The organism is Stappia sp., assembly GCF_040110915.1.
Lineage (GTDB): Bacteria > Pseudomonadota > Alphaproteobacteria > Rhizobiales > Stappiaceae > Stappia.
Window position 1 is genome coordinate 2,689,891 of record NZ_CP157793.1, and the last position, 24,555, is coordinate 2,714,445.

Below are 24,555 nucleotides of genomic sequence, written 5' to 3' on the forward strand. Positions count from 1 at the left end.
TGTGAGCAACGCAAATACTCAGCGTCATCCCGGCCGAATGCAATGAGAGCCGGGATCGGGGAGCCACGATCGGAGCCCTCCTGCCCGCAACCAACACCAAGTCATGTTGACGGTCGACAGACCGATCGGTCGAACGCTAGAAGCAGGTGGCGAATCGAAGCGGCCCGCCCTCCTCGCGCAGGCCATTCGCATGCCCTGTCACCCGAATAGGGAGAGACCCGCCCCATGCCGGATCCCACCGCGCCCGAACTCGTGCTGGTCGCCGCCGTCGGCGAGAACGGCGTGATTGGCGCGGACGGCGACATGCCCTGGCGCCTGTCCACGGATCTGAAGCGCTTCAAGCGCCTCACCCTCGGCCATCCGGTTATCATGGGCCGCAAGACCTTTGAATCCATCGGCCGCCCGCTGCCGGGTCGCGCCAACATCGTCGTGACGCGGGATGCCGCATGGGCGCATGAGGGCGTCGAAACGGTCGCTTCGCTCGACGCGGCGATCGCGCTGGCCGGCGCGCAGGCCCGCGCGGAAGGCACCGGCGCGGTGATGGTGATCGGCGGCGGCGAGATCTACGCCGCGACCCTCCCGCTCGCCGACCGGCTGGAGATCACCCGCGTCCATCTGGCCCCTGAGGGCGACACGCATTTTCCCCGGATCGATCCGGGGATGTGGCGCGAGGTGGCCCGCGAGACGCCCGAACGTGGCGCGAAGGACAGCGCTGACGTCACCTTCCTCACTTATCGGCGTCGCTCCTGACGCGAAGTCACGTCGCGCCTGAGCGTCTGCGCGTCGCCCGCCGGCCTTGCCGCCCGCCTGCAACCCCGCCTAGGATCGCACCCGAGAGACACGGTCGCGCGAAACGCCGCGCACCCCAGGAGGACACATCATGGACGTACGTGCCGCCGTCGCACACAAGGCCGGAGCGCCGCTGACCATCGAAACCGTGCAGCTGGACGGGCCCCGGCCCTTCGAGGTGCTGGTGGAGATCAAGGCGACCGGCATCTGCCACACCGACGAATTCACCCGCTCCGGCGCCGACCCGGAAGGCATCTTCCCCGCGATCCTCGGCCATGAGGGCGCCGGCATCGTGCGCGAGGTCGGCAAGGGCGTCACCAGCCTGAAGCCCGGCGACCACGTCATTCCGCTCTACACGCCGGAATGCCGCGAGTGCGAGTACTGCCTCAACCCGAAGACCAACCTGTGCCAGAAGATCCGCTCCACGCAGGGCGCGGGCGTGATGCCGGACGGCTCCAGCCGCTTTTCGCTGAACGGCGAGAAGGTCTTCCACTACATGGGCACCTCGACCTTCGCCAACTTCACGGTGGTGCCGGAGATCGCCCTCGCCAAGGTGCGTGAGGACGCCCCCTTCGACAAGATCTGCTACATCGGCTGCGGCGTGACGACGGGCATCGGCGCGGTGATCAACACCGCCAAGGTCGAGCCCGGCTCCACCGTCGTCGTCTTCGGCCTCGGCGGCATCGGTCTGAACGTCATCCAGGGCGCGCGTCTGGTCGGCGCGGACATGATCGTCGGCGTCGACATCAATCCGGCCAAGAAGGACATGGCCGAGCGCTTCGGCATGACCCACTTCGTCAATCCGGCGGAGGTGGAGGGCGATCTCGTGCCCTATCTCGTCGATCTGACGAAGGGCGGCGCGGACTACACCTTCGATGCGACCGGCAATGTGGGCGTGATGCGCACCGCGCTGGAATGCGCGCACAAGGGCTGGGGCGAATCGATCATCATCGGCGTCGCCGGCGCCGGGCAGGAGATTTCCACCCGCCCCTTCCAGCTGGTCACCGGCCGCTCCTGGCGCGGCACGGCCTTCGGCGGCGCGCGCGGGCGCACCGACGTGCCGAAGATCGTCGACTGGTACATGGACGGAAAGATCGAGATCGACCCGATGATCACCCACACCATGCCGCTGGAGAAGATCAACGAAGGCTTCGACCTCATGCACGAGGGCAAGTCGATCCGCTCCGTCGTCACCTTCGACTGACGCGAAACCCCGACAGGCCGCACATCCGGGAGGACCGACCATGAGCGAAACCGAGACCATCTGGTCGGAAGCCCGCGACCGCGACACGATCGGCGGGCGCATCCGCCGCGCCCGCGAGGCGGCCAACCTGTCCGGCGCGCAGCTCGCGCGCCGGCTCGGCGTCAAGACGGCGACCGTGACCGCCTGGGAAAGCGGGCGCTCCGAACCGCGCGCCAACCGGCTGACGATGCTGGCCGGTTTCCTCGCGGTCAGCCCCACCTGGCTGCTCTACGGGCTCGGCGACGCGCCGGACGACGACCCGATGAGCACGGAGCTGTCGCTGATCGCTTCCAGCCTGAAGAGCCTGCGCGACGCGCACGAGCGCACCGGCGAGGCGCTCGACCGGCTGGAGGCGCAGATCTCCCAACTCGCCCGCACCGCGCGCACGCAGGCGGAAGACAGCGAAGACACCGCGTGAACGACACGGCCACCGACCTTACCGCGACCGGCGGCGCTCCCCGCGACGGTGCCCCGGTTGACGGCGTCCCCGCGCCGCCGGCCGTCGCCGGACGGGCGCCTCTGCGCGCCGGGTGGTTCGCCTTCGACGCCCTATCCCTTGCCCGCCTCTACGCGGTCCTGAAACTCCGCGTCGATGTCTTTATCGTCGAGCAGGTCTGCCCCTATCCCGAGATCGACGGACAGGATGCCGAGGCCCGGCATTTCCTTGTGGAAAGCGAGGACGGCGACCTCGCCGCCTATCTGCGGCTGTTTGCCCCCGCAGACGCCCGGGCGGCCGGGCGCGCCGCCCGGCTCGGGCGCATCGTGACCGCTCCGGCCTGGCGCGGCTGCGGGCTTGGCGACTATCTGATGCGCGCGGGCCTCGCCACCTGCGCGCGCCTGTTCCCCGACCACGACGTGGAGCTGGCCGCCCAGGCACACCTGCAGGGATTTTACGAGGCGCACGGTTTTCATTGCGTCTCGGATATCTATCCTGAGGATGGCATCCCGCATGTCGACATGCGGCGTCCCGCCGGGACCTGACACCGCATCGCCCGCTTTTTCCCACCCTCACCCGTTTGGAGTTTTTCCCTCATGACGCTTGAGCTTGTGTCCTCCGCGCGCGCCTTCGGCGGCGCGCAGCGCGTCTATCGCCATGCGTCCGCTGCGACCGGAACGGACATGGAGTTCGCCGCCTTCCTTCCGGCCGAGGCCCTGCGCGGCGAAGCCTGTCCGACGCTCGTCTATCTCTCGGGCCTCACCTGCACCTGGGAGAACGCGACCACCAAGGCCGGCTACCAGCGCCTTGCCGCCGAGTTCGGCATGATCGTGCTCGCCCCCGACACCAGCCCGCGCGGCGACGGCATCGCCAATGACGCCGCCTACGATCTCGGTCAGGGCGCGGGCTTCTATGTCGATGCGACGCAGGCCCCCTGGGCGCCGCATTTCGCGATGGAAAGCTACATCACGCGCGATCTGATCGACGCGGCGCAGGCGGAGCTGCCGATCTGGGCGGAGGCGATCGGCGTGAGCGGCCATTCCATGGGCGGCCACGGCGCGCTGACGCTCGCCATGAAGCACCCCGAGCTCTTCCGCTCCGTTTCCGCCTTCGCCCCGATCGTCAATCCGACGAATTGCCCCTGGGGCGAAAAGGCGTTCGGCGCCTATCTCGGCACGGACCGCGCGGCCTGGACGGCCCATGACGCGACCCATCTGGTCGCGACAAAAGGCTGGGCCGGCGACATCCTGATCGACCAGGGCGCGGCCGACGGGTTTCTCGAGGAGCAGTTGAAGCCCTGGGTGTTCGAGGCGGCCGCGCGCAAGGCCGGCGTCGACGTCACCCTGCGCCTGCAGGGCGGCTACGACCACTCCTACTACTTCGTCTCCACCTTCCTGCCCGACCACATGGCCTGGCACGCGGAGCGGCTGACGGGCTGAGCGGACGTACGGGACGGCGCGAGAGACAGCGCGCGACAGAGGGAGCAGGACGCATGCATGAGGTCGATGTCGTCGTGATCGGCGCCGGTGCGGCCGGGCTGGCCGCCGGCGAGGCGCTGGCCGCCTCCGGCCTCTCCTTCGCGGTTCTGGAGGCGAAATCGCGCGTCGGCGGGCGCGCCTGGACGGATGAGCGCATCTTTCCCGGCATCCCCTTCGACCGCGGCTGTCACTGGCTGCATTCCGCCTCCCGCAACCCGTTCCGCGAGGCGGCCGACCGGCTCGGGATCGCCTATGAGACGCGCGGCACCCGACGCTCGGCGAGCCTTTATCTCGACGGCGCAAAGGCGACATCCGCCGAGGCCACCGCCGCCTGGGATGCGGTGGAAGCGGCCTTCGAGGCGGCGGAGGCCGCCGGCGCGGCCGGGCGCGACGTGGCGGCCGAAAGCCTGTGCGACACCGCCGGTCCGTGGTGGCCGCTCGCCCGCCACTGGATGACGCTTCTGTCCTCTCTGCCGCCGGAACGGATCTCGACGCTGGATCTCGCCGCCTATGCCGACACCGGCGAGAACTGGCCGGTGGTCGAGGGATACGGCGCGCTCGTCGCCCGCGTCGCGGCCGGCGTGCCGGTCCATCTCGACGTGACGGTGCGCGAGATCGACCGCACGGCGGCGCGGGTCGCGGTCACCACCGATCGCGGCACGCTGTCGGCGCGCTGCGTCATTCTCACCGTGTCGACCAACGTGCTGACCGGCGGCGCGATCCGCATGACGCCGCAGCTGCCGGACGAGGTGCTGCAGGCTGCCGCCGACTGTCCGCTCGGCGTGGCCGAGAAGGTCGCCTTCCTGCTCGACGCGCCGCTGACGGGTGTCGCGAACACCAGCTACATCGACACGATGACCCCGGCCACGCCCGCCCGCGCGCCGATCAATTTCGTGCTCAACCATTTCGGACACCCGGTGATCGTGGCGCAGATGTGCGGCGAAACCGCGCGCGGTCTGCAGGCCGAGGGCGAGGCGGCGATGGTCGACTTCGCCAAGGCCGCGCTCAAGGACTGCTTCGGGGCCGACATCGGCCGCCGCATCCGCCGCGCCACCGCCACCCATTGGACCACCGACGCCCATGTCGGCGGCGCCTATTCCTGCGCGCTGCCCGGCCGCGCGGCGGCCCGCGCGGTTCTGCGCCAGGGCGTTGACGAGCGGGTTCTTCTGGCCGGCGAGGCGGTGTCCGCGACCGCCTATTCCACCGCCCATGGCGCCCGCGAGAGCGGTCTCGAGGCCGCCCGACGCGCCCGCGGCGCGCTGACGTAAACCATCTCCGCAGGGGAGCAGCGGAAATCGACGCCATATCGCGGCGCGGACATTGACATTGCCGGCCCCCGACGCCACCTGCGACGCAAGGTTTGCGCGACGCGGGCTTCATTGAAAGCCCCCGGCGTTCTTCCTATAACCCGACAAGGCCCCTGCTTCATCCGTCATGGCCGAGGGGGCGCAAGAACACAACCGGATCTCGACGCCTCCCGCGGGCGGGATCCCCAGCGAAGGATGTTTTGATGCCTTGGAGCAACCAGAACGGTAGCGGCGGCCCCTGGGGCGGGTCCGGCGGCGGAGGCGGCCCCTGGGGCGGCGGTTCCGGCGGCGGCGGCGGCCCGTGGGGCGGCGGTCCGCAGCGCGGCGGCGGTGGCGGGGGCAACCCGCCCGATCTGGAAGAGCTTCTCAAACGCAGCCAGAACACGCTGAAATCCGTCCTGCCCGGCGGCAGCAATCTGGGCGGCAAGGGCATCTTGCTCGCGGTGGTGATCGCCGCCGCGATCTGGCTCGCGACCGGCTTCTACCGCGTGCAGGAAGGCGCGGTCGGCGTCGAACTCGTCTTCGGCGAGGTGTCCAACCAGACGGCGCCGGGTCTGAACTACAACTGGCCCTACCCGGTCGGCAGCGTCTACACGCCGGAAGTCCAGCGCATCCGCGAGCTCACGGTCGGCATGCGCGAGACCGTGCGCGGCGCCCGCGTGTCGATCACCGATGTCACCGAGGAAAGCCTGATGCTGACCGGCGACGAGAACATCGTCGACGTCGACTTCAAGGTGCAGTGGCGCATCCGCAACACGCCGGAGGGCGTGTCCAACTTCCTGTTCAACATCCAGGACCCGGAAGGCACGGTGAAGGCGGTGGCCGAGAGCGCCATGCGCGAGGTCGTCGGCGAAAGCCGCATCGACGCCATTCTCGGCGAGAACCGGACGCCGATCCAGATCGCCGTGCAGGAGCTGATGCAGACCGCGCTCGACGGCTATGGCGCCGGCGTCGAGGTCACCGAGGTGCAGATGCAGAAGGTCGACCCGCCGCAGCAGGTCATCGAGGCCTTCCGCGACGTGCAGGCCGCGCGCGCCGACCAGGAGCGCATCCAGAACGAGGCGCAGACCTACGCCAACCGGATCGTGCCGGAAGCGCGAGGCGAGGCCGCCCGCGTGCTCGAGGCCGCGAACGCCTACCGCGACCAGACCATCGCCGAGGCGAACGGTCAGGCGCAGCGCTTCATCAAGGTTCTCGACGAATACGTGAAGGCGCCGGACGTGACCCGCGAGCGCCTGTATCTCGAGACGCTGGAACAGGTGCTCGGCGCCAACAACAAGATCATCATCGACGAAAGCGCGGGCAACTCGGGCGTCGTCCCGTATCTGCCGCTCGATCAGCTCAACCGCAATCAGGGTCAGAGCCGCACCGGAGGGAACCAGTAATGAAGAACGGTCTTCTCGGCATCGGCGGGATCGTGATCGCGGTCGCCGCGATCGCTCTTTACCTGTCGATTTACATCGTCAATCCGGCGCAGCAGGCGCTGGTGCTCCAGTTCGGCCAGATCAAGACGGCGGAACAGGACCCGGGCCTGAAATTCAAGATCCCCTTTGTGCAGAACGTGCTCTACTTCGACAAGCGCGTGCTGGACCTCAACATGCCGCCGATCGAGGCCATCGCCTCCGACAAGAAGCGGCTGATCGTGGACGCCTTCGCCCGCTACAGGATCACCAACCCGGTGCTGTTCTACCAGACGGTGAACAACACCAACGAGGCGAACCAGCGTCTCGCCACGTTCCTCCAGTCGAGCCTGCGCTCGGTGCTGGCGCGGGCGACCTTCGTGCAGGTCGTGCGGGACGAGCGTGCCGAGCTGATGGACGAGATCCGCGCCGACGTGGCGGCCCGCGCCGCGCCGATCGGCATCGAGGTGGTCGACGTCAAGATCCGCCGCGCGGACCTGCCGCAGACCAACTCCGACGCGGTGTTCCGCCGCATGCAGACGGAGCGTCAGCGGGAAGCGACCGAGATCCGCGCCCAGGGTGAGGAACAGGCCCGCCGGATCCGCTCGCGCGCCGACCGTGACGCCACGGTGATCATCGCCGAGGCCAACCGCGAGTCCGAGATCATCCGAGGCGATGGCGACGCCGAGCGCAACCGCATCTTCGCGGACGCCTTCGGCCGCGATCCGGAGTTCTTCTCCTTCTACCGGTCGATGCAGGCCTATGCGGCGGGGCTCCAGGCCGGCGACACCTCCATGGTGCTGTCGCCGAACTCGGAGTTCTTCCGCTACTTCCGCGACCCGCGGGGCACCGAACTGTCGCCGACGCGCGCTCCGGCCACCCGGGCGCCGGGTGAAACGCCGACCGCCGCCGTCCAGCGGTGAGCGAACTGCTTGTCGCGCTCGGCCTCGTGCTGGCGCTGGAGGGGACCCTCTATGCGCTGGCGCCGGGCGCGATGAAGACCGCGATCCGGCAGATGCTCGATCTGCCGGATCAGACCCTGCGCACCGCCGGCCTCGTGGCGCTTGCCGCCGGCGTCGCCCTGGTGTGGCTGGTTCGGGGATAATGTGTGGCCGGTCCGGGGATGATCTCGTATCGCCGGTCCGGGCATACCCGGGTCGAATCGCCGGCTTCGGATCACCGGACGCGGCGGCACGGAACGAGATCCGGGGATCGTGATCGCCGGTCGGCGCCGGCCCGCTTCCCCGACCCGCGCGAAGCGGGCTATGCTGAGCGGCCGCGCCAGACGGGACAGACTTCGCGGGAGCAGCGGCGGAAGCGATGCCCTTCGTGGAGCTTGTGGCCTTGCGCAAGTCCGTTCCCTGGCGGATCGCGTATTCCCGGCTGACCACTTAATCCCGGTTGACTGACATCATGACTGGAGGACAACGGCCCATGGCCCAGCTTTACACCGACGGCGTGCTGCCCGGCGCCAGCGCGCCGCGCGCCGGCCGCGCGACGCGTCTCGCCCGCCGGATCGCGATTGCCGCGACAATCGCCGTGGTCGGCGCCGGGCTCGCGATCGCCGAGCCGCGCGTCGCCGCCGCGCACGGACCGGAGTCCGTGCCCGACCTTGCCGAGTCTCTGCTCGACGCGGTCGTGAACATTTCCACCGCGCAGAACGTGACCGCCCAGCGCTCCGTTCCCCGGCCGCAGGTTCCCGAGGGCTCGCCCTTCCAGGAGTTCTTCGACGAGTTCTTCAACCGTCAGGAGCGCAGCCCCGACCGGCCCCGCCGCGTGCAGTCGCTCGGCTCCGGCTTCGTGCTGGACGGCGTGGAAGGCATCATCGTCACCAACAATCACGTGATCGAGGGTGCCGACGAGATCAACGTCAATTTCAACGACGGAACGAAGCTGCCGGCCGAGGTGATCGGCACCGATCCCAAGACGGATATCGCCGTGTTGAAGGTCGAGCCCGATGCCCCGCTCAAGGCGGTGTCCTTCGGCGCGTCGGAGGAAATGCGCGTCGGCGAATGGGTGATGGCGATCGGCAACCCGTTCGGCCTCGGCGGCACGGTCACGACCGGCATCGTCTCGGCGCGCAACCGCGACATCAATTCCGGTCCCTACGACAACTATCTGCAGACCGACGCGTCCATCAACCGGGGCAACTCCGGCGGCCCGCTGTTCAATGCGGCCGGCGAGGTGATCGGCATCAACACCGCGATCATCTCGCCGTCCGGCGGATCGATCGGCATCGGCTTCGCGATCCCCTCCTCCATCGCGACCAACGTCATCGCCCAGCTGATCGAGTTCGGAGAGACCCGCCGGGGCTGGCTCGGCGTGCGCATCCAGGAAGTGACGGACGAGATCGCCGAAAGCCTCGGCATGGACGCCGCCGAGGGCGCGCTTGTCGCCGGCATCACCGAGGGCGGTCCGGCGGAAGCCTCCGGTCTCGAGGCGGGCGACGTGATCCTCGAGTTCAACGGCCAGCGCGTGCCGGAAATGCGCGATCTGCCGCGCATGGTCGCCGACACGGCCGTGGGCGAGGAGGTCGACGTCATCGTCCTGCGCAAGGGCGAGGAAGTCACCGTTCAGGTCACCCTCGGGCGGCTCGAGGAGGCCGATGTCGCCAGCGCGGATGGCACCACGCCCCCGGGCGACGAGGCTCCGGCGGCGACATCGATGATGGGCATGACCCTCGCGCCGATGAGCGACGAGCTGCGCCAGCAGTATTCGATCTCCGAGGAGGTCGAGGGCGTGGTCGTCACGGCCGTGGAAGAGGGCTCGGACGCGGCCGAAAAGCGCATCAGCGCCGGCGACGTCGTGGTCGAGGTCGCCCAGGAAGCGGTTTCCACCCCCGCCGACATCCGCAACCGGATCGAGGAGCTGAAGGAAGACGACCGCCGTCTCGCCCTGCTGCTGATCTCCAATGCGCAGGGCGAGGTCCGCTTCATTCCCCTGCCCATCGAGGAGTGAGCCGGGCGCATCCGGCCGGCGTCCGAGCGACCGGGCCGCGGCAAGCGCCACGGGCAGGACTGCGCATGCACGACCGCGAACAAGCGATACCGGGCCGCGACGATGTCGCGGCCCTTTTTTCTTCCCTGCCTTTCACGCCGGACGTCCCCCCGGCCCCGCACGTGGCCCGGCCGATCGACACGTGCTAATGTCGCAAGGCGCTCGGCGGGAACGCGCTCAAGTCCCGTCAGTTTCCCGTCATCGTCTGCCCGCGGCGGCTTTTCCGGCCGCGCCCCTCCAACGGACGCATCACCATGGACCGCACGCGCATGGCGCGCCTCGAAAGCCGCTCGCTTCTTGTCGGAATGGCCGCCAATCTCTTCATGGGGGCCGTCGGCGTCGCCGCCGCGGTGCTGTCCAATTCGACCGCGATCCTTGTGGACGGGCTCTTCTCGCTGATCGGCTTTCTCGCCGCCTATCTCGGACAGCGCATCAGCCGGCGCGTGGACGCGGGTCCGGACCGGATCCGACCGCTTGGCTACGCGGCCGACGAGGCGTTGTTCACCACCTTCCGCGCGCTGTCCCTTCTGGGGCTCGTGGTCTTCGCCGTGGCCACCTCCGCCATGCAGATCCACGATCATCTGACCGGCGCGCAAGGCCCCGAGCTCCGCTTCGCCCCGATGCTGGCCTATTTCGCGGTCATCGGCACGACCTGCCTTCTGCTGTGGGGATGGCAGCGCTATGCCTGGATCCGGACCGGGCGCAAGAGCGACATCCTGCGTCTGGAATCCAAGGCGGCCCTCTTCGACGGCCTGATGACCGCCTCGGCCGGGCTGGGTCTCGGCGCGATCTATCTGTTCCGCGACGGCTTTCTGGCACCGGTCGCGCCGGTCGGCGATTCCATCGTCGTCATGGGCCTGTGTCTGCTGGTGCTCGGCCAGTATCGCCGCGACTTGATGCAGGGCCTGTCCGAGCTTGCCGGCGCCACGGCCGAGCCGAAGACCATTGCCACCGCCCGGCGGGCGCTGCGCGCAGCCCTCGCGGACGACGGCGGCACGCTGGTCGATCTCTCGGTGATCAAGGTCGGCCGCAGCCACGTGGTGACCGTCTATTACGATCCCGGACGGCTGGTGCGTGCGCGCGAGGTCGACGCCCTCAACCTGCGCCTGATCGCCGACATTCAACCGGAGTTGCCGGGCGCCGATGTCATCGTCTTCGTCACCGAGCATCCGCGCCGCTGGCCGGACGCGCTCGTTCCGGCCTGACCGCCAAGCTCAATCCCGCACGAAATCCGCCGCGCGGTAGCCCTGGATGTACAAGAGCGCGGTGAGATCGCCATGGTCGATGCGGGCGTCGGCCACCGCGGCGACGGCCGGCTTGGCGTGATAGGCAACGCCGAGCCCCGCGAGATCGATCATGGCGAGATCATTGGCGCCGTCGCCGACCGCGAGCGCGGCCTCGGCCGGCAGCCCCTGTTCGGCGAGCAAGGCGCTCAGCCGGTCGCGCTTGGCCTGCCGGCCGAGGATCGGCTCCGCCACCCGCCCCGTCAACTTTCCGTCGGTGCTTTCGAGCCGGTTCGCGCGGTGCTCGTGGAAGCCGAGCCACTCCGCCACCACCGACGTGAACACCGTGAAACCGCCCGAGACCAGCGCGCAATAGGCCCCGTCGGCGCGCATGGTCTGCACCAGCATGCGCGCGCCCGGCGTCACTGTGATCTTGGTCGCAAGCACCGTGTCGACGATGCCGGCGTCGAGCCCGGCGAGCATCGCCGCGCGTTCCCGGAGCGCCGGCTCGAACTCCAGTTCGCCACGCATGGCGCGTTCCGTGATTTGGGAGATCTCCGCCTTCTTGCCCAGCACATCGGCCAGTTCGTCGATGCACTCCTGCCCGATCATGGTGGAATCCATGTCGGCGATGAGCAAACGCTTGCGCCGCCCCGCGCGCTTTTGCACAACAACGTCGACGGGCGCATCGCCGAGGCGATCGCGGATCGCGCGCTCGATCTCCGCGATCGCCTCGGGCGCGGCCTCTTCGGACGCGCGGTCCTTGGGCGCGAGTTCGAAGGCCAGATCCTCGGCGACGCCCGGCGCAAGCGTGTCGCTCTCGCTCAGTCCCGGCACGCAGGCGCGCACGGCGGCAAGGCGGTCGGCATCGAGAACCGGGCGCGCCGGATCGCAAATCAGGGTGGCAACGTAGGACATTGGCAGACGGATCCCGGATGAAGGAGGGCGACAACGCCTTGGCGGGTGCGGTGACGTTGATAGCGGGGCCAACGGCCAGCGGCAAGTCGGGGCTGGCGACGGCGCTGGCCGAGCGGCTCGACGCGCTGGTGGTCAATGCAGACAGCATGCAGGTCTATCGCGACCTCGACATCCTGACGGCCCGCCCGCCGGCGACCGATCTGGCGCGCGCCGAGCACCGCCTCTACGGGCACCTGGATGCCGCCACCCCCTATTCCGTCGCCGCGTGGCGCGCGGAGGTCGCCGCGATCCTGCGCGCGGCGGCACAGGACAATCGCCCGGTCGTTCTCGTCGGCGGCACGGGGCTCTACTTCAAGGCGCTCACGCAGGGCCTGTCCAGAATTCCGCCCATCCCCGACGCCATCCGCGCCCGCTGGCGCACGCAGGCCGACGCGGCACCCGCCGGGGCGCTGCATGCGGCGCTCGCCGCCCGCGACCCCGTCATGGCCGCGCGGCTGGCGCCGGGCGACACGCAACGGCTGGTGCGCGCGCTGGAGGTCATCGACGGCACCGGCCGCTCGCTCGCCGACTGGCAGGGCACCCGCGACGCCCCCCTGGTTCCGGCCGATGTGCAGCGCCTTGTGCTCGCTCCGCCGCGTCCCTGGCTGCACGCCCGCATCGCCTCCCGCTTCTCCGCGATGGTCGCCGCCGGTGCCGTGGAAGAGGCCCGCGCCCTCCTGGCGCGCGATCTCGACCCGACGCTGCCGGCGATGAAGGCCATCGGCGTGCGCGAGCTCGGCGCGCTGCCCGACGATCGCGCCGGGCTGGAGGCCGCCTGTGCGCGGGCCACGACCGACACCCGCCGCTATGCCAAGCGGCAGGAGACCTTCTTTCGCGGTCAACTGCCCGACTGGCCGCGCATCGACCCGAGCGCCATGGACGTCGCCGAACTCGTCGACACGCTGTCCGACACCATGCGGAAGACTACGTGCTAAGATTGCACTGCCTTGATTCATGCACAAATGGCGCGTAGATAGCAGCGCATCGCAGTGCACGCGGAAGTATGTGCACTGCAGCGAAACAATTTTGGCTTGGACAGCAGATCGCCGCCGCCAGCCATGGTATGCTCCGCGCTCGAAGCGCGCAGGATGACATGCGGATTCGCGACCGGCGGGGGACCGGCTCGTCATTCCGCCTCCGGAGATCGGGAGCGGCGACCGGGAGCGGCGACCGCGAACCGAGACCGGGAGCGGAGATCGCACCCGGCGATTCGACACGGAGATCGGCGGTCTCCGAATACAGACACCTGAGGCGCGAAATGCGCCACGGCCCCCGACCGCGACCATGTGCCGATGACGGGGCCGGGCCGGCGGGCCGCGCCGCCGGCTTTCGGGGACCAAGGAGAGGACAAGATGGCGCCCACTGCGATCCTGGAGACGCGACGGCTGATGCTCAGCGCCTTCACGCCGGGAGATCTCGGTGATCTCTACGCCTTGCACCGCGACCCGGACGTCAACCGTTTCCTCGCCTCGCATGAGGTGATCGCCAGCCGCGGCGACGCCGAACGCCACCTGCAGGACTATATCTCCGGCCAGGAGCGGCGCGGCTTCAGCCAGTGGAAGGCGACCTTGCCGGAAGGCGTCTTCGTCGGCCGCGCGGGCTTCTCGGTCTATGAGGAGACCTCCGAGGTCGCGCTGAGCATCTGCCTGAAGTCAGACTTCTGGGGCAAGGGCTATGCCTCCGAACTCGCCGACGCGCTCGTCGGCTGGTACTTCGACAACACCTATTTCACCCATCTGATCGCCTTCGTCGCCTCGGGCAACGAACCCGCGCGCCGCATGATGGAGGGCATCGGCTTTCGCCAGCGCCAGCGCACGGTGATCGACGACGCCCCCTTCGACTGCCTGCAGATCCTCTCCCCCGCCCTCGCACGCCGCTTCGCCACCGGCATGGGCTGAGCCGGGCTGAATCAGTCAAATTCAACCGAAATCTTTGAATGCGGTCGGCGAAGATCACCTGCGATAAGCCGGCCGACGCATACACTCACTTCGCACTGCGAGATTCTGGAGCCGGTCCCCAAGGTAGCGGTCGACAATCTGGTAATCGGCGAACTCGACCGGAGACAGCGAATAGGCAAAAATTCTACCAACAATCGTGGCAATCCAGTCAGCGCATTGGATATTCTGGTTTGCGTAGCTTTCGACCTCAAATGGAGGACTTGCCATCGCTCGACATGGCTTCTCTCCATACATTGTCTTAATCGATGCCTCGAGTAATTCCTTTCGAGCGGAATGCTGATCGAATATGAGAATAAAAGTCTCTCCATTGTCTTCACAATAGCCATTCAATTTCCGAATCGCATGAGAAACAACAGTCTTATACAAACCATTCGAATTCAAATCCGTTCGGTTTCGAAATTTTTCCCTGCCATAATAGAAAACGCCACCACCCCGCCGCTCCAGCCTGTTCAAGATACGATTCAGCAATTGCCGAAGCACGGGATATTTTTCAAGAGGACTGGGCCGAATAAAGGACGTCCCCTTCTTCTCCCATTTGGCAGGAATTTGGCGCGATCGCTCTATTTCATCTCGGAAAACGAACTGTTTTTGCTGCAAGAAAAATGTAGCAAAATTGCGAACTTCTGCTTCAGGAAGAATAATACCACCGACGCCGAAAACCGGACTTTCGTTATAACTAGTCTCGGCCCGCGCAACATAAGGGCCTATATGTCCAAATTCATCAAGATATACGAACAGCATCTTGAAACACAGAGACCCGCGCCAATAATGGTCGCGGGCCCTGGAATGAGCGCAGCTTTCACTGCAACTCCGTAAATATATAATCCAATTCCACCCCGCACTTCAAGTTATATATCAAAACACTGAAGTGCTAAGCAACATTGGATTGCAGAAAGCAGCGCCTCACACGGCCCTGAGTTCCTGGTGGTCCGGGCGGTTCTGGCGGGCGATCAGCTTGTTGAGCGCCGAGACATAGGCGCGGGCCGAGGCGACCAGCGTGTCGGTGTCCGCACCCTTGCCGGTGGAGATGCGTCCGTTGGCCTCCAGCCGCACGGAGACCTCGCCCTGCGCGTCCGTGCCCTCGGTCACGGCGTGCACCTGATAGAGCGACAGCGTCGCTTCATGCGGGACGATCGCCTTGATCGCGTTGAAGGTCGCGTCGACCGGGCCGTCGCCGGTGCTTTCCTTGGTGATGTGCTGGCCGTCGACATCCATGGTCAGGATCGCCTTCTGCGGGCCGCCCGTGCCGGCGATGACGGTGAGCGCGATCACCTTGATCTGCTCGCCCTGGGTCGCGATCTCGTTTTCGACCAGCGCCTCGATGTCCTCGTCGTAGACGTGCTTCTTGCGGTCGGCGAGATCCTTGAAGCGGCGGAAGGCCTCCTCGAAGGCGTTGTCGCCGATCTCGTAGCCCAGTTCCTCCAGCTTCTGGCGGAAGGCATGGCGGCCGGAATGCTTGCCCATCACCAGCGAGGTGGCGCGCACGCCCACGTCCGCGGGCTTCATGATCTCGTAGGTCTCGGCGTTCTTCAGCATGCCGTCCTGGTGGATGCCGCTTTCATGCGCGAAGGCGTTCTTGCCGACGATCGCCTTGTTGAACTGCACCGGAAAGCCGGAAACGGCCGACACCAGCTTGGACGCCCGCGTCAGATACTTCGGATCGACGCTCGAATCATAGGGCATCACGTCGGCGCGGGTGCGGATCGCCATGACGATCTCTTCCAGCGCGGCATTGCCCGCACGCTCGCCCAGGCCGTTGATCGTGCACTCGATCTGCCGCGCGCCACCGGCAACCCCGGCCAGCGAATTGGCGACCGCCAGGCCCAGATCGTCGTGACAATGGACGGAAAACACCGCCTTGTCCGCATCCGGCACCTGGGCGCGGATCGTCTCGAACATCGCCTTGTACTCGTCCGGCGTGGCATAGCCCACGGTGTCCGGCAGGTTGATCGTCGTCGCGCCGGCGCGGATCGCCGCCTCGACGCAGCGGCACAGATACTCGATGGGCGTGCGGGTCGCGTCCATCGCCGACCATTCCACGTCGTCGATCAGGTTGCGCGCCCGCGTCACCGTGTCGGTGATGATGTCGAGCACCTGCGCTTCCGTTTTCTTCATCTGGTGTTCCAGATGGATCGGCGAGGTCGAGACGAAGGTGTGAATACGGCCGCGTTCGGCGTGACGGACCGCTTCGCCGGCCCGGTCGATGTCGGCGTGAATGGCGCGCGCCAGGCCCGCGATCACCGAGCGCTTGGCCCGGCGGGCGATCTCGCTCACCGCCTCGAAGTCGCCGTTGGAGGCGATGGGAAAGCCCGCCTCGATGATGTCGACGCCCATGTCGTCGAGAATTTCGGCGACCTGCAGCTTCTCCTCCAGCGTCATGGAGGCGCCGGGCGACTGCTCGCCGTCGCGCAACGTGGTGTCGAAGATGAAGACGTGGTCCTTGCCAGCCATGTGTCGGTCCTCTCAAGCCGGGCCCGCGGACGGCGCCGCCCGGGCCCTAAAATCCTGCGCGCGGGAACGCGCGCTCCAAAAAACGAAGGGATTTCGAAGAAGGCTCCCCTGAGTGCCCGCTTCCGTCCAAGCGGAAGCAGCCGACGCTCAGGGGCTGATAAGGAGAAGGAGGCCGCCAAGGCCAAGGGGTCCGCCGCGCGGAACGCGCGTGGAGATCGCGATATCGGCAGGGGTGCCAGCGGCGATCATGCGGACAATCCGTTCCTCGTCTTCGCGGTTGCGGGGACTTGATCGACCCGTTTCCGCCCGGCCATCGCGATGGCCTGTCTCTTTCAGGCTGAGCGCCCGTCGTTCTCAGGCTGAGCGCAAGCGCTCAACAATCGGTTAACGCCTCGAATGGGTACCCGATCGGCGGCGGCGACGCAAGAGGCCGACCGGCGCCCGAGGGATTGCGCGGACGGCGACCCTCGCCGCCGTCCGCGTCGCGATCACAGCCCGTCCGGCCCGCGCTGCAGCGCGGCGACGCCGGAGCGCGAGACTTCCACCAGACCGAGCGGCTTCAGGATCGAAACGAACTGCTCGACCTTGTTGGTCCGCCCGGTGATCTCGAACACGAAATGCTCGGCCGTCGCATCGATCACCGTGGCGCGGAAGGCATCCGCCAGGCGCAGCGCTTCCAGCCGCTTCTCGCCGACGCCGGCGACCTTGATCAGCGCCAGCTCGCGCTCCAGCGGCTTCTCGTAGTTGCGCCGCCGCGCATCGACCGTGAGGTTGGTCACCCGATGCACCGGCACCAGCCGCTCCAGCTGATGATGGATCTGCTCGATCACCATCGGCGTGCCGGTGGTGACGATGGTGATCCGCGAGCGGTGCTTCTCGTGCTCGGTCTCCGACACGGTGAGGCTGTCGATGTTGTAGCCGCGCCCGGAGAACAGGCCGATCACGCGCGCCAGCACGCCCGGTTCGTTATCCACCAGCACCGAGAGCGTGTGGCTTTCGGAGGGCTCCTCGATATCGGCCATGAAATAGGCCGACGGGGCATTGAGATTTTGTGCGTTCATGTGTCTCGTCTTCCAGATCGACGCGCTCAGACCAGCGCCTTGCCTTCCGCGGAGATGGCGTTGGCCACCGCTTCGTCGTTCGCCTCGTCGGGCAGCAGCATTTCGTTATGCGCCTTGCCGGAGGGGATCATCGGGAAGCAGTTGGCGAGGTTCGCCACCCGGCAATCGAAGATCACCGGCTTGTTCACCGCGAGCATCTCCTCGATCGCCGCATCCAGCTCGCCCGGCTTTTCCGCCCGGATGCCGTGCGCGCCATAGGCCTCGGCGAGTTTCACGAAGTCCGGCAGGCTGTCCATGTAGGAATGGGACAGGCGGTTGCCGTGCAGCAGCTGCTGCCACTGGCGCACCATGCCCATGTACTGGTTGTTGAGGATGAAGATCTTGACCGGCAGGCCGTATTGCACGGTCGTCGACATCTCCTGGATGTTCATAAGGATTGAGGCATCGCCGGCGATGTCGATGCACAGCGCGTCCGGATGCGCCACCTGCGCGCCCAGCGCCGCCGGCAGACCGTAGCCCATGGTGCCGAGACCGCCCGACGTCAGCCAGCGGTTCGGCGCCTCGAAGCCGTAGAACTGCGCCGCCCACATCTGGTGCTGGCCGACCTCGGTGGAGACATAGGTCTCGCGATCCCGGGTCATCTCGTAAAGCCGCTGGATCGCGTATTGCGGCATGATGAAGTCCTCGGAAGGACGATAGGCGAGCGAATTGCGCGCCCGCCAGCGGTCGATCTGCGCCCACCACTCGCCGAGCGCGTCCTTGTCGACCTGATGCGAGCCGGTGCGCCACATGCGGACCATGTCTTCCAGCACATGCGCGACGTCGCCGACGATCGGCACGTCCACCTTGACCGTCTTGTTGATCGAGGACGGGTCGATGTCGATGTGCACCTTGAGCGAGTTCGGCGAGAAGGCGTCGAGGCGGCCGGTGATGCGGTCGTCGAAGCGCGCGCCGATGTTCACCATGACGTCGCAGTCGTGCATCGCCATGTTGGCTTCATAGGTGCCGTGCATGCCGAGCATGCCGAGCCACTGCTCGCCGGAGGCCGGATAGGCGCCGAGCCCCATCAGCGTCGAGGTGACGGGAATGCCGGTGAGCTGAGCGAATTCGCGCAGCAGCTGCGTCGCCGCCGGACCGGAATTGATCACGCCGCCGCCGGTGTAGAGGATCGGCCGGCGGGCCCGCGCGATCAGTTCGACGGCGTGGCGGATCGCCTCCATGTCGCCCTTGACCTTCGGGCGATAGGTCTTGTGGGCGACATTGTTGGGCGGCTCATAGGCGCCGGTCGCGAACTGCACGTCCTTCGGAATGTCGACGACGACCGGGCCGGGCCGTCCGTTGGTCGCCACGTAGAACGCCTCGTGCAGGATGCGCGGCAGATCCTTGATGTCGCGCACCAGCCAGTTGTGCTTGGTGCAGGGGCGCGTGATGCCGACCGTGTCGCATTCCTGAAAGGCGTCGTTGCCGATCAGATGGGTCGGCACCTGTCCGGTGATGCAAACGAGCGGAATGGAATCCATCATCGCGTCGGTGAGCGCGGTGACCATGTTGGTCGCCCCCGGCCCCGAGGTGACAAGAACGACGCCCGGCTTGCCGGTCGAACGCGCATAACCTTCCGCTGCGTGGCCCGCGCCCTGCTCGTGCCGCACGAGAATGTGCTCGAGACCGTCCTGCTGGACGATCTCGTCGTAGATCGGAAGCACGGCGCCGCCCGGATACCCGAACACATGCCTGACCCCCTGGTCCTTGAGTGCCTGCAGCACCATTTCGGCACCGGTCATCTCGCGCTTCATTGTCACATCCTCGATTTCACAAGCGTGCTGTCTCGACAGGCGGTTCGCGTCTGGCCCCGTGAGAGTGTTGTCCCGGCAGGCGGGCAATAAAAAAGGCCCCCGAGGAGGCCTTTCGCGCGCGTCGTCCCATGGGAAAGCGAGGGTTACCTCGTCCCGGTCGCGCGCGCCCCGCATACAAGAATGAGCGTCATGCCCATCGTCCAACCCTCTTCATGCCCCGGACGGATCCCTTTCGGGTGACACCGTCCCCGTTCGGGCGATCCCGTTCAAAGGCGGGTGCCATCGTGCCGACGCTGCCCGGCACCCGCATCTCCGCCGCGCCGCCGATTTCAACCCCGAACGAGGCCCTGAAATCGCGACGAGTCGGCAAGGGCGCCGCCGGGCCACCGGCGACGCTGCGCAAACTATCCGCGCGCCCGTGACCGGTCAAGCTCTAAGTCAGGAAATTTCACGCAAACACCGCCCGACTTGTCGAAAGTTTTAAGGCGCCCGGCGCGCGATCCGACTGAGACACCGGACGACTGAATCGGGCGACTGAATTGCGGGCGGCGCGTCCGTCCATCCCGGCCCATCCGCCTTCTGCCCATCCGCCTGCTGCCCATCCGCCTGTTGCCTGTCCCGGATATCCCCAGCCGAGCGGTCACGAACAGGAAAACGATCAAAACGCTTGCATCGCCCGCGCGCTTTCGGTAGATACCCCTCTCACGGCGCCGCGTGCACAACGCGGATCGCGCGTGGGACCCTTCGCGGGTCCGGCCGACATGGCCATGGGTGTATAGCTCAGTTGGTAGAGCAGCTGACTCTTAATCAGCCGGTCCTGGGTTCGAATCCCCGTGCACCCACCATTCCTACTCCCGCCGTTGTCATCGTGAGCATTTGTGCGATCCGCGGCGCATGCGCTGACGCGCCGTCGCCGCTCACGCGCCTCTTGCGTGGAACACGAACCCCAGGAAATTCAGCAGGATCTGCGCGGCGAGGATCGCCGTCGAGCCCGACTGGTCATAGTCCGGCGCCACCTCCACCAGGTCGATGCCCACGACCTCGTGGCGGCGGCTGAGCGCCTGCAGCATCTCCAGCACCTCGTAGTAGAGAAATCCCCCGTGGCTCGGCGTGCCGGTGCCGGGTGCGATGGAGGGGCAGAAGCCGTCGATATCGAGCGTGACATAGACCCGGGCATCCTTCGGGATGCGGTCGATCACGCCTTGCGGCCCGAGCTTGCGCATCTGGCGCACGGAGAGGATGTCGGCGCCCATGGCACGCGCCGCCTCATAGCCCTCGCGCGCGGTGGACGACACGTTGCGGATGCCGACCTGGGTGAGACCCGTCACATAGTCCTTCTCCGCCGCCCGGCGCATCGGGTTGCCGTGGCCGGCGCGCACGCCGTGGCGCTCGTCCACGAAGTCGAGATGCGCGTCGATCTGCAGGATATGGATCGGCCCGCGTCCGGCGAAGGCCTCGATGCAGGGAATATTGACCGAATGGTCCCCGCCGAGCACCACGGGAAAGGCCCCCGCGTCGAGGATCTTGCCGACGCCATGGGCGATGTTGGCGTGGCTTGTCGCGGTGTCGGTATGCACAATGTCCGCATCGCCCAGATCGACGATCCGCACGCTGTCGGGCAGATAGGTGACGTCGTCCTCGTGATCGTAGGCGCCCGCGTGCCCGAAGGAGAAGAGCGTCGACGCCTCGCGGATCGCGCGCGGACCGAATCGCGCGCCGGCGCGAAACTGCGTGCCGAAATCGAAGGGCGCGCCGAGCACGGCCACCTCCGCGTCGATGGCGTCCCAGGTCTCCACGTAAGGCCGCTTGCCGAAGGTCGCGATGCCGACGAAGGGCAGATTGAGCCGCCCGCTCTGATAGCCATGTCCGCTCATCGTCGCTGTCCTCCCCGAACCGCAGACCGTGTTCTCGCCGGGCGCCATCCTCGCAGGCAGGCCCGGAGCATACAAGGGAAGCACAAGGGCCCGGCATGAGCACAGGGCAGGCGCCTCAGCGCATCCCCTTGAGCGTTTGCGAGGGCAATTCGCCGTAGCGGCGGCGATAGGCATCGGCGAAGCGGCCGAGGTTGGAAAAGCCCCAGTTCATCGCTATGGCGGTGACGGAGGCCTCGGGCGCGGCCGCGAGCAGGTCCTCGCGCACGCCCTCGAGCCGCACCGCCTTCAGCCGCGCCATCGGCGTGGTGTCGCGGAACCGGCGGAAGCCCTCGAACAGGGTTCGCACGCCGACGCCGGACGCCGCCGCGATGTCCTCCACCGTGAGCGCCTGCGCGGCGTTGGCGCGGATGAATTCCTCCGCGCGCACCACATGGCGCGGCGCGCAGGCCCCCGCCGGCGCGGCGAGCGCCTGTGAGTAATTGTGCCGGAACGCGCCGAGAAGCTGATGCATCAGCATGTCCTCGAGCTGGCGTCGCCCGGCCTGCGACAGGAAGAAGGAGTCGTCCGCGTCCAGCTCGCGGATGACGAAGTCGAGCGTGCGGCGATAGCAGGCGGTTTCCTGCGTCTCGTTCGGCATGTCCGGCAGGAACACCAGCGGGCGCGTCACCGCGTCGTCGATCTGGACCGACAGGCACCGCTCCAGCGCCGCCCGGTCGACCTTCAGCACCAGGTGATCGCAATTGGCCGTCCAGGTCATGTGCAGGGGCAGCGTCGCCGAGGTGATCACGCTCATGCGCGGCGAGGCGACCAGATCGTGCGTGCCGACCTTCATCGCGCAGCGGCCACGGTCGATGAAATGCACCATGAACCAGTCTTCCGGCTCGCCGGCGTCGATCGCCACTTCCTCGCCATAGGTGATGTGACTGAGCGCCACCCGCCCGAGCGCGGCATAATGCTGACGGCTGGCAAGCGCGCGCCCGCGCCCGGCGAAATCGATCCGGTGTTTGCAGAACACCTGTCCGACGCGCTCGCAGGCCTCGTCCAGATCGGTCGTCTCGAACAGAAAGTGCCGCGCCATCGACGCAGGACGAACGACCGAGGCGTCCAAGGATGTTTCCCGCACCATGCGTACACTCCCCGCAGTATCCGGATAGAGAAGCGAGGCGACACCCCGCATTCTTTTAATCCTAAAACAAATGAAACGCCCGAATGACAGCGCCGTCAAGCGGGCAACACCTTCGGACCGGCGAGCGACAACCAGCGCCACGGAACGGAAGAAATGCGCGCAAACCGCACCGCCACGTCGTGATCCTCACGACCGAGCCGGCGATGCAGCGCGCGAAAACGGGAGAGAGACCATGGATTTCAGCAAGGGTGCCGCAACCATCGAGCAGGGCTTCAAGGGTCAGAAATGGACGATCCTCGGCGAGCCCTACGTGCCGCTGCACAAGACGCCGAGCGCGCTGCTGATGCACGCCGAATTCGGCCCGGACAGCTTCGTCCCCGCCCACCTCCACGAGACCCAGGACGAAACCCTGCACATTCTCGAGGGCGAAATGCAGTTCGAGATGGAGGGCGAAACCATCGTCGCCGGCGCCGGCACCAGCGTGATGCTGCCGATGGGCATTCCCCACGCACTCTTCAATCGCTCGGGCAAGACCGCGCGCGCGCTGGTCTTCGTCTCCCCGACGGGAAAGATGTACGACTACATGGCCGCGATCGACGGATTGACCGATCCGGCCGAGGTCGTGCGCCTCGGCGCCGAGCACGAGATCCGCTTCGTCTGAGACGACGCCGCGCCCCATCCCACAAGCCCGTCTCCGCGTTCGCGCAATCGCGCCGGTGACGCCGTGTGCATCGTCAGGATGCACACCGCGCGCGTCGCGACGCCCGAACCGGCCGACAAGACCGGTCTCCGTCGCGGTGCGTCCGCGCCGGCGCGGCGGCGCACATCCAAATCCGGGAGGACAGACATGACCGTGAAATCCGTCATCGAGGCGTTCTGGCGCGGCCACAGCGCCGGCGACCACGACGCCCTGAAGCAGATCGTATCCAGGAACGTGACTTGGACCGTGGTCGGCGACACCTGCCCGATCGCAAAGACCTATGAAGGCTGGGAGGGCTTCTTCGACGAGCTGCTCGGCGGGCTCGCCAAGGCTTTCGTCCCCGGCTCGCTCTCCATGACGCTCAAGGGCCTGCACGCCGACGAGGAGACCGGCGTCGGCATCCTGCATCTGAGCGAAACCGCCACCCTGCACAACGGCAACACGGTGTCGCTGGAGATCGTGGACGTGATCACCGTCCGCGACGGCGAAATCACCGACGTGCGCGAGGTCATGGACCTCGCCGCCGTGAATGCCGCCTTCGGATTCTGAGGAGACGCCCCATGTTGACCACACTTCAAAAAGACGCCACCGAGCGCATGATCGCGCGCGTGCACGCGATCGGCCCGACGCTGCGCGACAATGCGGCCCGCGCCGACAAGGAACGCCGCGTGCCGGCGGACTCCATCGCCGCTCTGGAGACCACCGGCGTCTTCGGCATCAACACGTTGGCGGTCAACGGCGGGGCGGAGGGCGGCGCGCGCATGCTGCTCGACGTCACCAGCACCATCGGCCAGTACTGTCCGAACTCCGCCTGGATCTCGGTGATTTCCAGCGTCTCGTCGCTGCTGCCCTTGCGCTTTCCCGAGAGCGCCCGGGCGCGCATCTTCGCCGGGCGGCAACCGGTCAAGATGGCCTCGGTGATCGTCGCCATGGGCAGCAAGGTGGTGCGCGAGGGCGACGGCTACCGCGTGAACGGCGAATGGCCCTTCGGGTCGAACATCCTCAATGCCGAGTGGGCAATCGGCGCGACCGCTCTGGACGAGGGCGACGGCAGCGCGCCCCGGCCCGGCTTCGTGCTGCTGCACAAGGACCAGTATACGATCAAGGACACCTGGTACACGATCGGCATGCGCGGCACCGGCAGCAACAATTTCGTCGCCGAGAACCAGTGGGTGCCCGCCGATCAGGTCGTCGACGCCGACACGGTGCTCGGTCCGGCGCTGGAAGCGCGCGAGGACGCGCATTTTCTCCAGCGCCTCACGCCGGTCTCGATGTTCCCCACCGTGATCATCTCCGGCCCGCTGGGCGGCGCGAAGGCGGCGCTCGACATGGTCGGCGAGATCTCCGCCAAGCGGCCGATCACCTATTCCCGGTACCACCCGCAGTCCACCTCGGGCGCCTTCGTGCAGGGCATCGGCGCCGCCAAGGCCAAGATCGACACCGCCGAAATGTGTCTGCAGCGCGCCGCCGACATGATCGACACGGCAGCCGCCGGCAGCACGCCGATGACGGTCGCCGAGCGCGCCAGCGTGCGCAATTGCTGCGCCCATGCGACCCGCAACCTGGCCGATGCCATGAACGACCTCGCCTGGCTGCATGGCACCGCGCTCTTCGCCGAGGCCAACCCGCTCGGCCGGCTGTGGCGCGACGTGAACACCGGCGTGCGTCACGCCATCGCCGCGAGCCCGCTGTGCTACGAGATCGGCGGCGCCGGCTTCCTGGGGATCGAGCAACCGACCCCGCTCGTGTGACGCACCGCCGG

The 24,555-nt window shown here is 67.3% G+C and carries 23 protein-coding genes and 1 tRNA gene; 17 read left to right on the top strand and 7 right to left on the bottom strand.

All coding sequences use genetic code 11. From position 1 onward, the window contains the following. Positions 1-225: 225 nt before the first annotated feature. The 11 genes from ABL312_RS12075 to ABL312_RS12125 all read left to right on the top strand — a co-directional run bounded on the left by ABL312_RS12075 (position 226) and on the right by ABL312_RS12125 (position 10,855). A complete protein-coding gene (locus tag ABL312_RS12075) occupies positions 226-750 on the top strand; it encodes a dihydrofolate reductase (protein ID WP_349357626.1) in 525 nt (174 codons plus the stop codon). Between the two features lie 130 nt (positions 751-880). Next, complete coding sequence (locus ABL312_RS12080; RefSeq protein WP_349357628.1) at positions 881-1,993, top strand: S-(hydroxymethyl)glutathione dehydrogenase/class III alcohol dehydrogenase; 1,113 nt, start codon at positions 881-883, stop codon at positions 1,991-1,993. A 40-nt stretch (positions 1,994-2,033) separates the two neighbouring features. Then, positions 2,034-2,450 (top strand): helix-turn-helix domain-containing protein, encoded by a 417-nt coding sequence (locus tag ABL312_RS12085; protein WP_349357629.1) that lies wholly within the window; start codon positions 2,034-2,036, stop codon positions 2,448-2,450. Next, positions 2,447-3,013, top strand: a complete 567-nt coding sequence (locus tag ABL312_RS12090) for a GNAT family N-acetyltransferase (RefSeq protein WP_349357630.1) — start codon at positions 2,447-2,449, stop codon at positions 3,011-3,013. The genes ABL312_RS12085 and ABL312_RS12090 overlap by 4 nt, the downstream gene beginning before the upstream one ends. A 51-nt stretch (positions 3,014-3,064) precedes the next feature. After that, complete coding sequence (gene fghA, locus ABL312_RS12095) at positions 3,065-3,907, top strand: S-formylglutathione hydrolase (protein WP_349357631.1); 843 nt, start codon at positions 3,065-3,067, stop codon at positions 3,905-3,907. Positions 3,908-3,960: 53 nt separating this feature from the next. Then, the gene (locus ABL312_RS12100) at positions 3,961-5,214 is read left to right on the top strand and encodes an NAD(P)/FAD-dependent oxidoreductase (protein WP_349357632.1); all 1,254 of its coding nucleotides are present in this window, start codon (positions 3,961-3,963) and stop codon (positions 5,212-5,214) included. Positions 5,215-5,456: 242 nt separating this feature from the next. Continuing rightward, a complete protein-coding gene (gene hflK, locus ABL312_RS12105; protein ID WP_349357633.1) occupies positions 5,457-6,638 on the top strand; it encodes an FtsH protease activity modulator HflK in 1,182 nt (393 codons plus the stop codon). Beyond that, complete coding sequence (hflC, locus tag ABL312_RS12110) at positions 6,638-7,576, top strand: protease modulator HflC (RefSeq protein WP_349357634.1); 939 nt, start codon at positions 6,638-6,640, stop codon at positions 7,574-7,576. Before hflK ends, hflC begins: the two co-directional genes overlap by 1 nt. Beyond that, a complete protein-coding gene (locus ABL312_RS12115) occupies positions 7,573-7,758 on the top strand; it encodes a DUF2065 domain-containing protein (protein ID WP_349357635.1) in 186 nt (61 codons plus the stop codon). Before hflC ends, ABL312_RS12115 begins: the two co-directional genes overlap by 4 nt. A 329-nt stretch (positions 7,759-8,087) precedes the next feature. Next, complete coding sequence (locus ABL312_RS12120; RefSeq protein ID WP_349357636.1) at positions 8,088-9,611, top strand: DegQ family serine endoprotease; 1,524 nt, start codon at positions 8,088-8,090, stop codon at positions 9,609-9,611. 293 nt (positions 9,612-9,904) lie between these two features. Further along, on the top strand, positions 9,905-10,855 hold the full coding sequence (locus ABL312_RS12125) for a cation transporter (RefSeq protein ID WP_349357637.1): 951 nt from the start codon (positions 9,905-9,907) through the stop codon (positions 10,853-10,855). Between the two features lie 9 nt (positions 10,856-10,864). Here ABL312_RS12125 and serB read toward each other — a convergent pair whose 3' ends face one another. Beyond that, positions 10,865-11,791, bottom strand: a complete 927-nt coding sequence (serB, locus tag ABL312_RS12130; RefSeq protein WP_349357638.1) for a phosphoserine phosphatase SerB — start codon at positions 11,789-11,791, stop codon at positions 10,865-10,867. Positions 11,792-11,808: 17 nt separating this feature from the next. On the opposite strand from serB, the gene miaA reads away from it, so the two are divergent. Together miaA and ABL312_RS12140 are read left to right on the top strand one after the other, a co-directional pair. Next, positions 11,809-12,765, top strand: a complete 957-nt coding sequence (gene miaA / locus ABL312_RS12135; protein WP_349357639.1) for a tRNA (adenosine(37)-N6)-dimethylallyltransferase MiaA — start codon at positions 11,809-11,811, stop codon at positions 12,763-12,765. A 417-nt stretch (positions 12,766-13,182) separates the two neighbouring features. After that, complete coding sequence (locus tag ABL312_RS12140) at positions 13,183-13,728, top strand: GNAT family N-acetyltransferase (protein WP_349357640.1); 546 nt, start codon at positions 13,183-13,185, stop codon at positions 13,726-13,728. A gap of 54 nt (positions 13,729-13,782) precedes the next feature. Here ABL312_RS12140 and ABL312_RS12145 read toward each other — a convergent pair whose 3' ends face one another. The 4 genes from ABL312_RS12145 to ABL312_RS12160 form a co-directional block, all read right to left on the bottom strand. Beyond that, entirely contained in the window at positions 13,783-14,529 is a 747-nt protein-coding gene (locus ABL312_RS12145; protein ID WP_349357641.1) for a DUF3800 domain-containing protein, read from the bottom strand. A gap of 162 nt (positions 14,530-14,691) precedes the next feature. Then, positions 14,692-16,239, bottom strand: coding sequence for a 2-isopropylmalate synthase (locus ABL312_RS12150; protein WP_349357642.1), 1,548 nt, complete (start codon positions 16,237-16,239; stop codon positions 14,692-14,694). 488 nt (positions 16,240-16,727) lie between these two features. Further along, positions 16,728-17,300, bottom strand: coding sequence for an acetolactate synthase small subunit (gene ilvN, locus ABL312_RS12155; protein ID WP_349357643.1), 573 nt, complete (start codon positions 17,298-17,300; stop codon positions 16,728-16,730). Positions 17,301-17,326: 26 nt separating this feature from the next. After that, complete coding sequence (locus ABL312_RS12160; RefSeq protein ID WP_349357644.1) at positions 17,327-19,093, bottom strand: acetolactate synthase 3 large subunit; 1,767 nt, start codon at positions 19,091-19,093, stop codon at positions 17,327-17,329. 769 nt (positions 19,094-19,862) lie between these two features. On the opposite strand from ABL312_RS12160, the gene ABL312_RS12165 reads away from it, so the two are divergent. Then, positions 19,863-19,938 (top strand) — tRNA-Lys (locus tag ABL312_RS12165). Between the two features lie 72 nt (positions 19,939-20,010). On the opposite strand, the gene speB is transcribed toward ABL312_RS12165, so the two are convergent. After that, positions 20,011-20,967 carry an agmatinase gene (gene speB, locus ABL312_RS12170; protein ID WP_349357645.1) on the bottom strand — a complete coding sequence of 319 codons (957 nt, stop codon included), beginning with the start codon at positions 20,965-20,967 and terminating at the stop codon, positions 20,011-20,013. Between the two features lie 115 nt (positions 20,968-21,082). After that, positions 21,083-22,075, bottom strand: coding sequence for an AraC family transcriptional regulator (locus ABL312_RS12175; RefSeq protein WP_349357646.1), 993 nt, complete (start codon positions 22,073-22,075; stop codon positions 21,083-21,085). A gap of 250 nt (positions 22,076-22,325) precedes the next feature. Here ABL312_RS12175 and ABL312_RS12180 point away from each other — a divergent pair, with 250 nt between their 5' ends. The 3 genes from ABL312_RS12180 (at position 22,326) to ABL312_RS12190 (ending at position 24,544) form a co-directional block, all read left to right on the top strand. Continuing rightward, a complete protein-coding gene (locus ABL312_RS12180; RefSeq protein WP_349357647.1) occupies positions 22,326-22,754 on the top strand; it encodes a cupin domain-containing protein in 429 nt (142 codons plus the stop codon). Between the two features lie 186 nt (positions 22,755-22,940). After that, positions 22,941-23,342, top strand: coding sequence for a nuclear transport factor 2 family protein (locus tag ABL312_RS12185; protein WP_349357648.1), 402 nt, complete (start codon positions 22,941-22,943; stop codon positions 23,340-23,342). Between the two features lie 11 nt (positions 23,343-23,353). Beyond that, positions 23,354-24,544, top strand: a complete 1,191-nt coding sequence (locus ABL312_RS12190; protein WP_349357649.1) for a hypothetical protein — start codon at positions 23,354-23,356, stop codon at positions 24,542-24,544. Positions 24,545-24,555 lie beyond the last annotated feature (11 nt).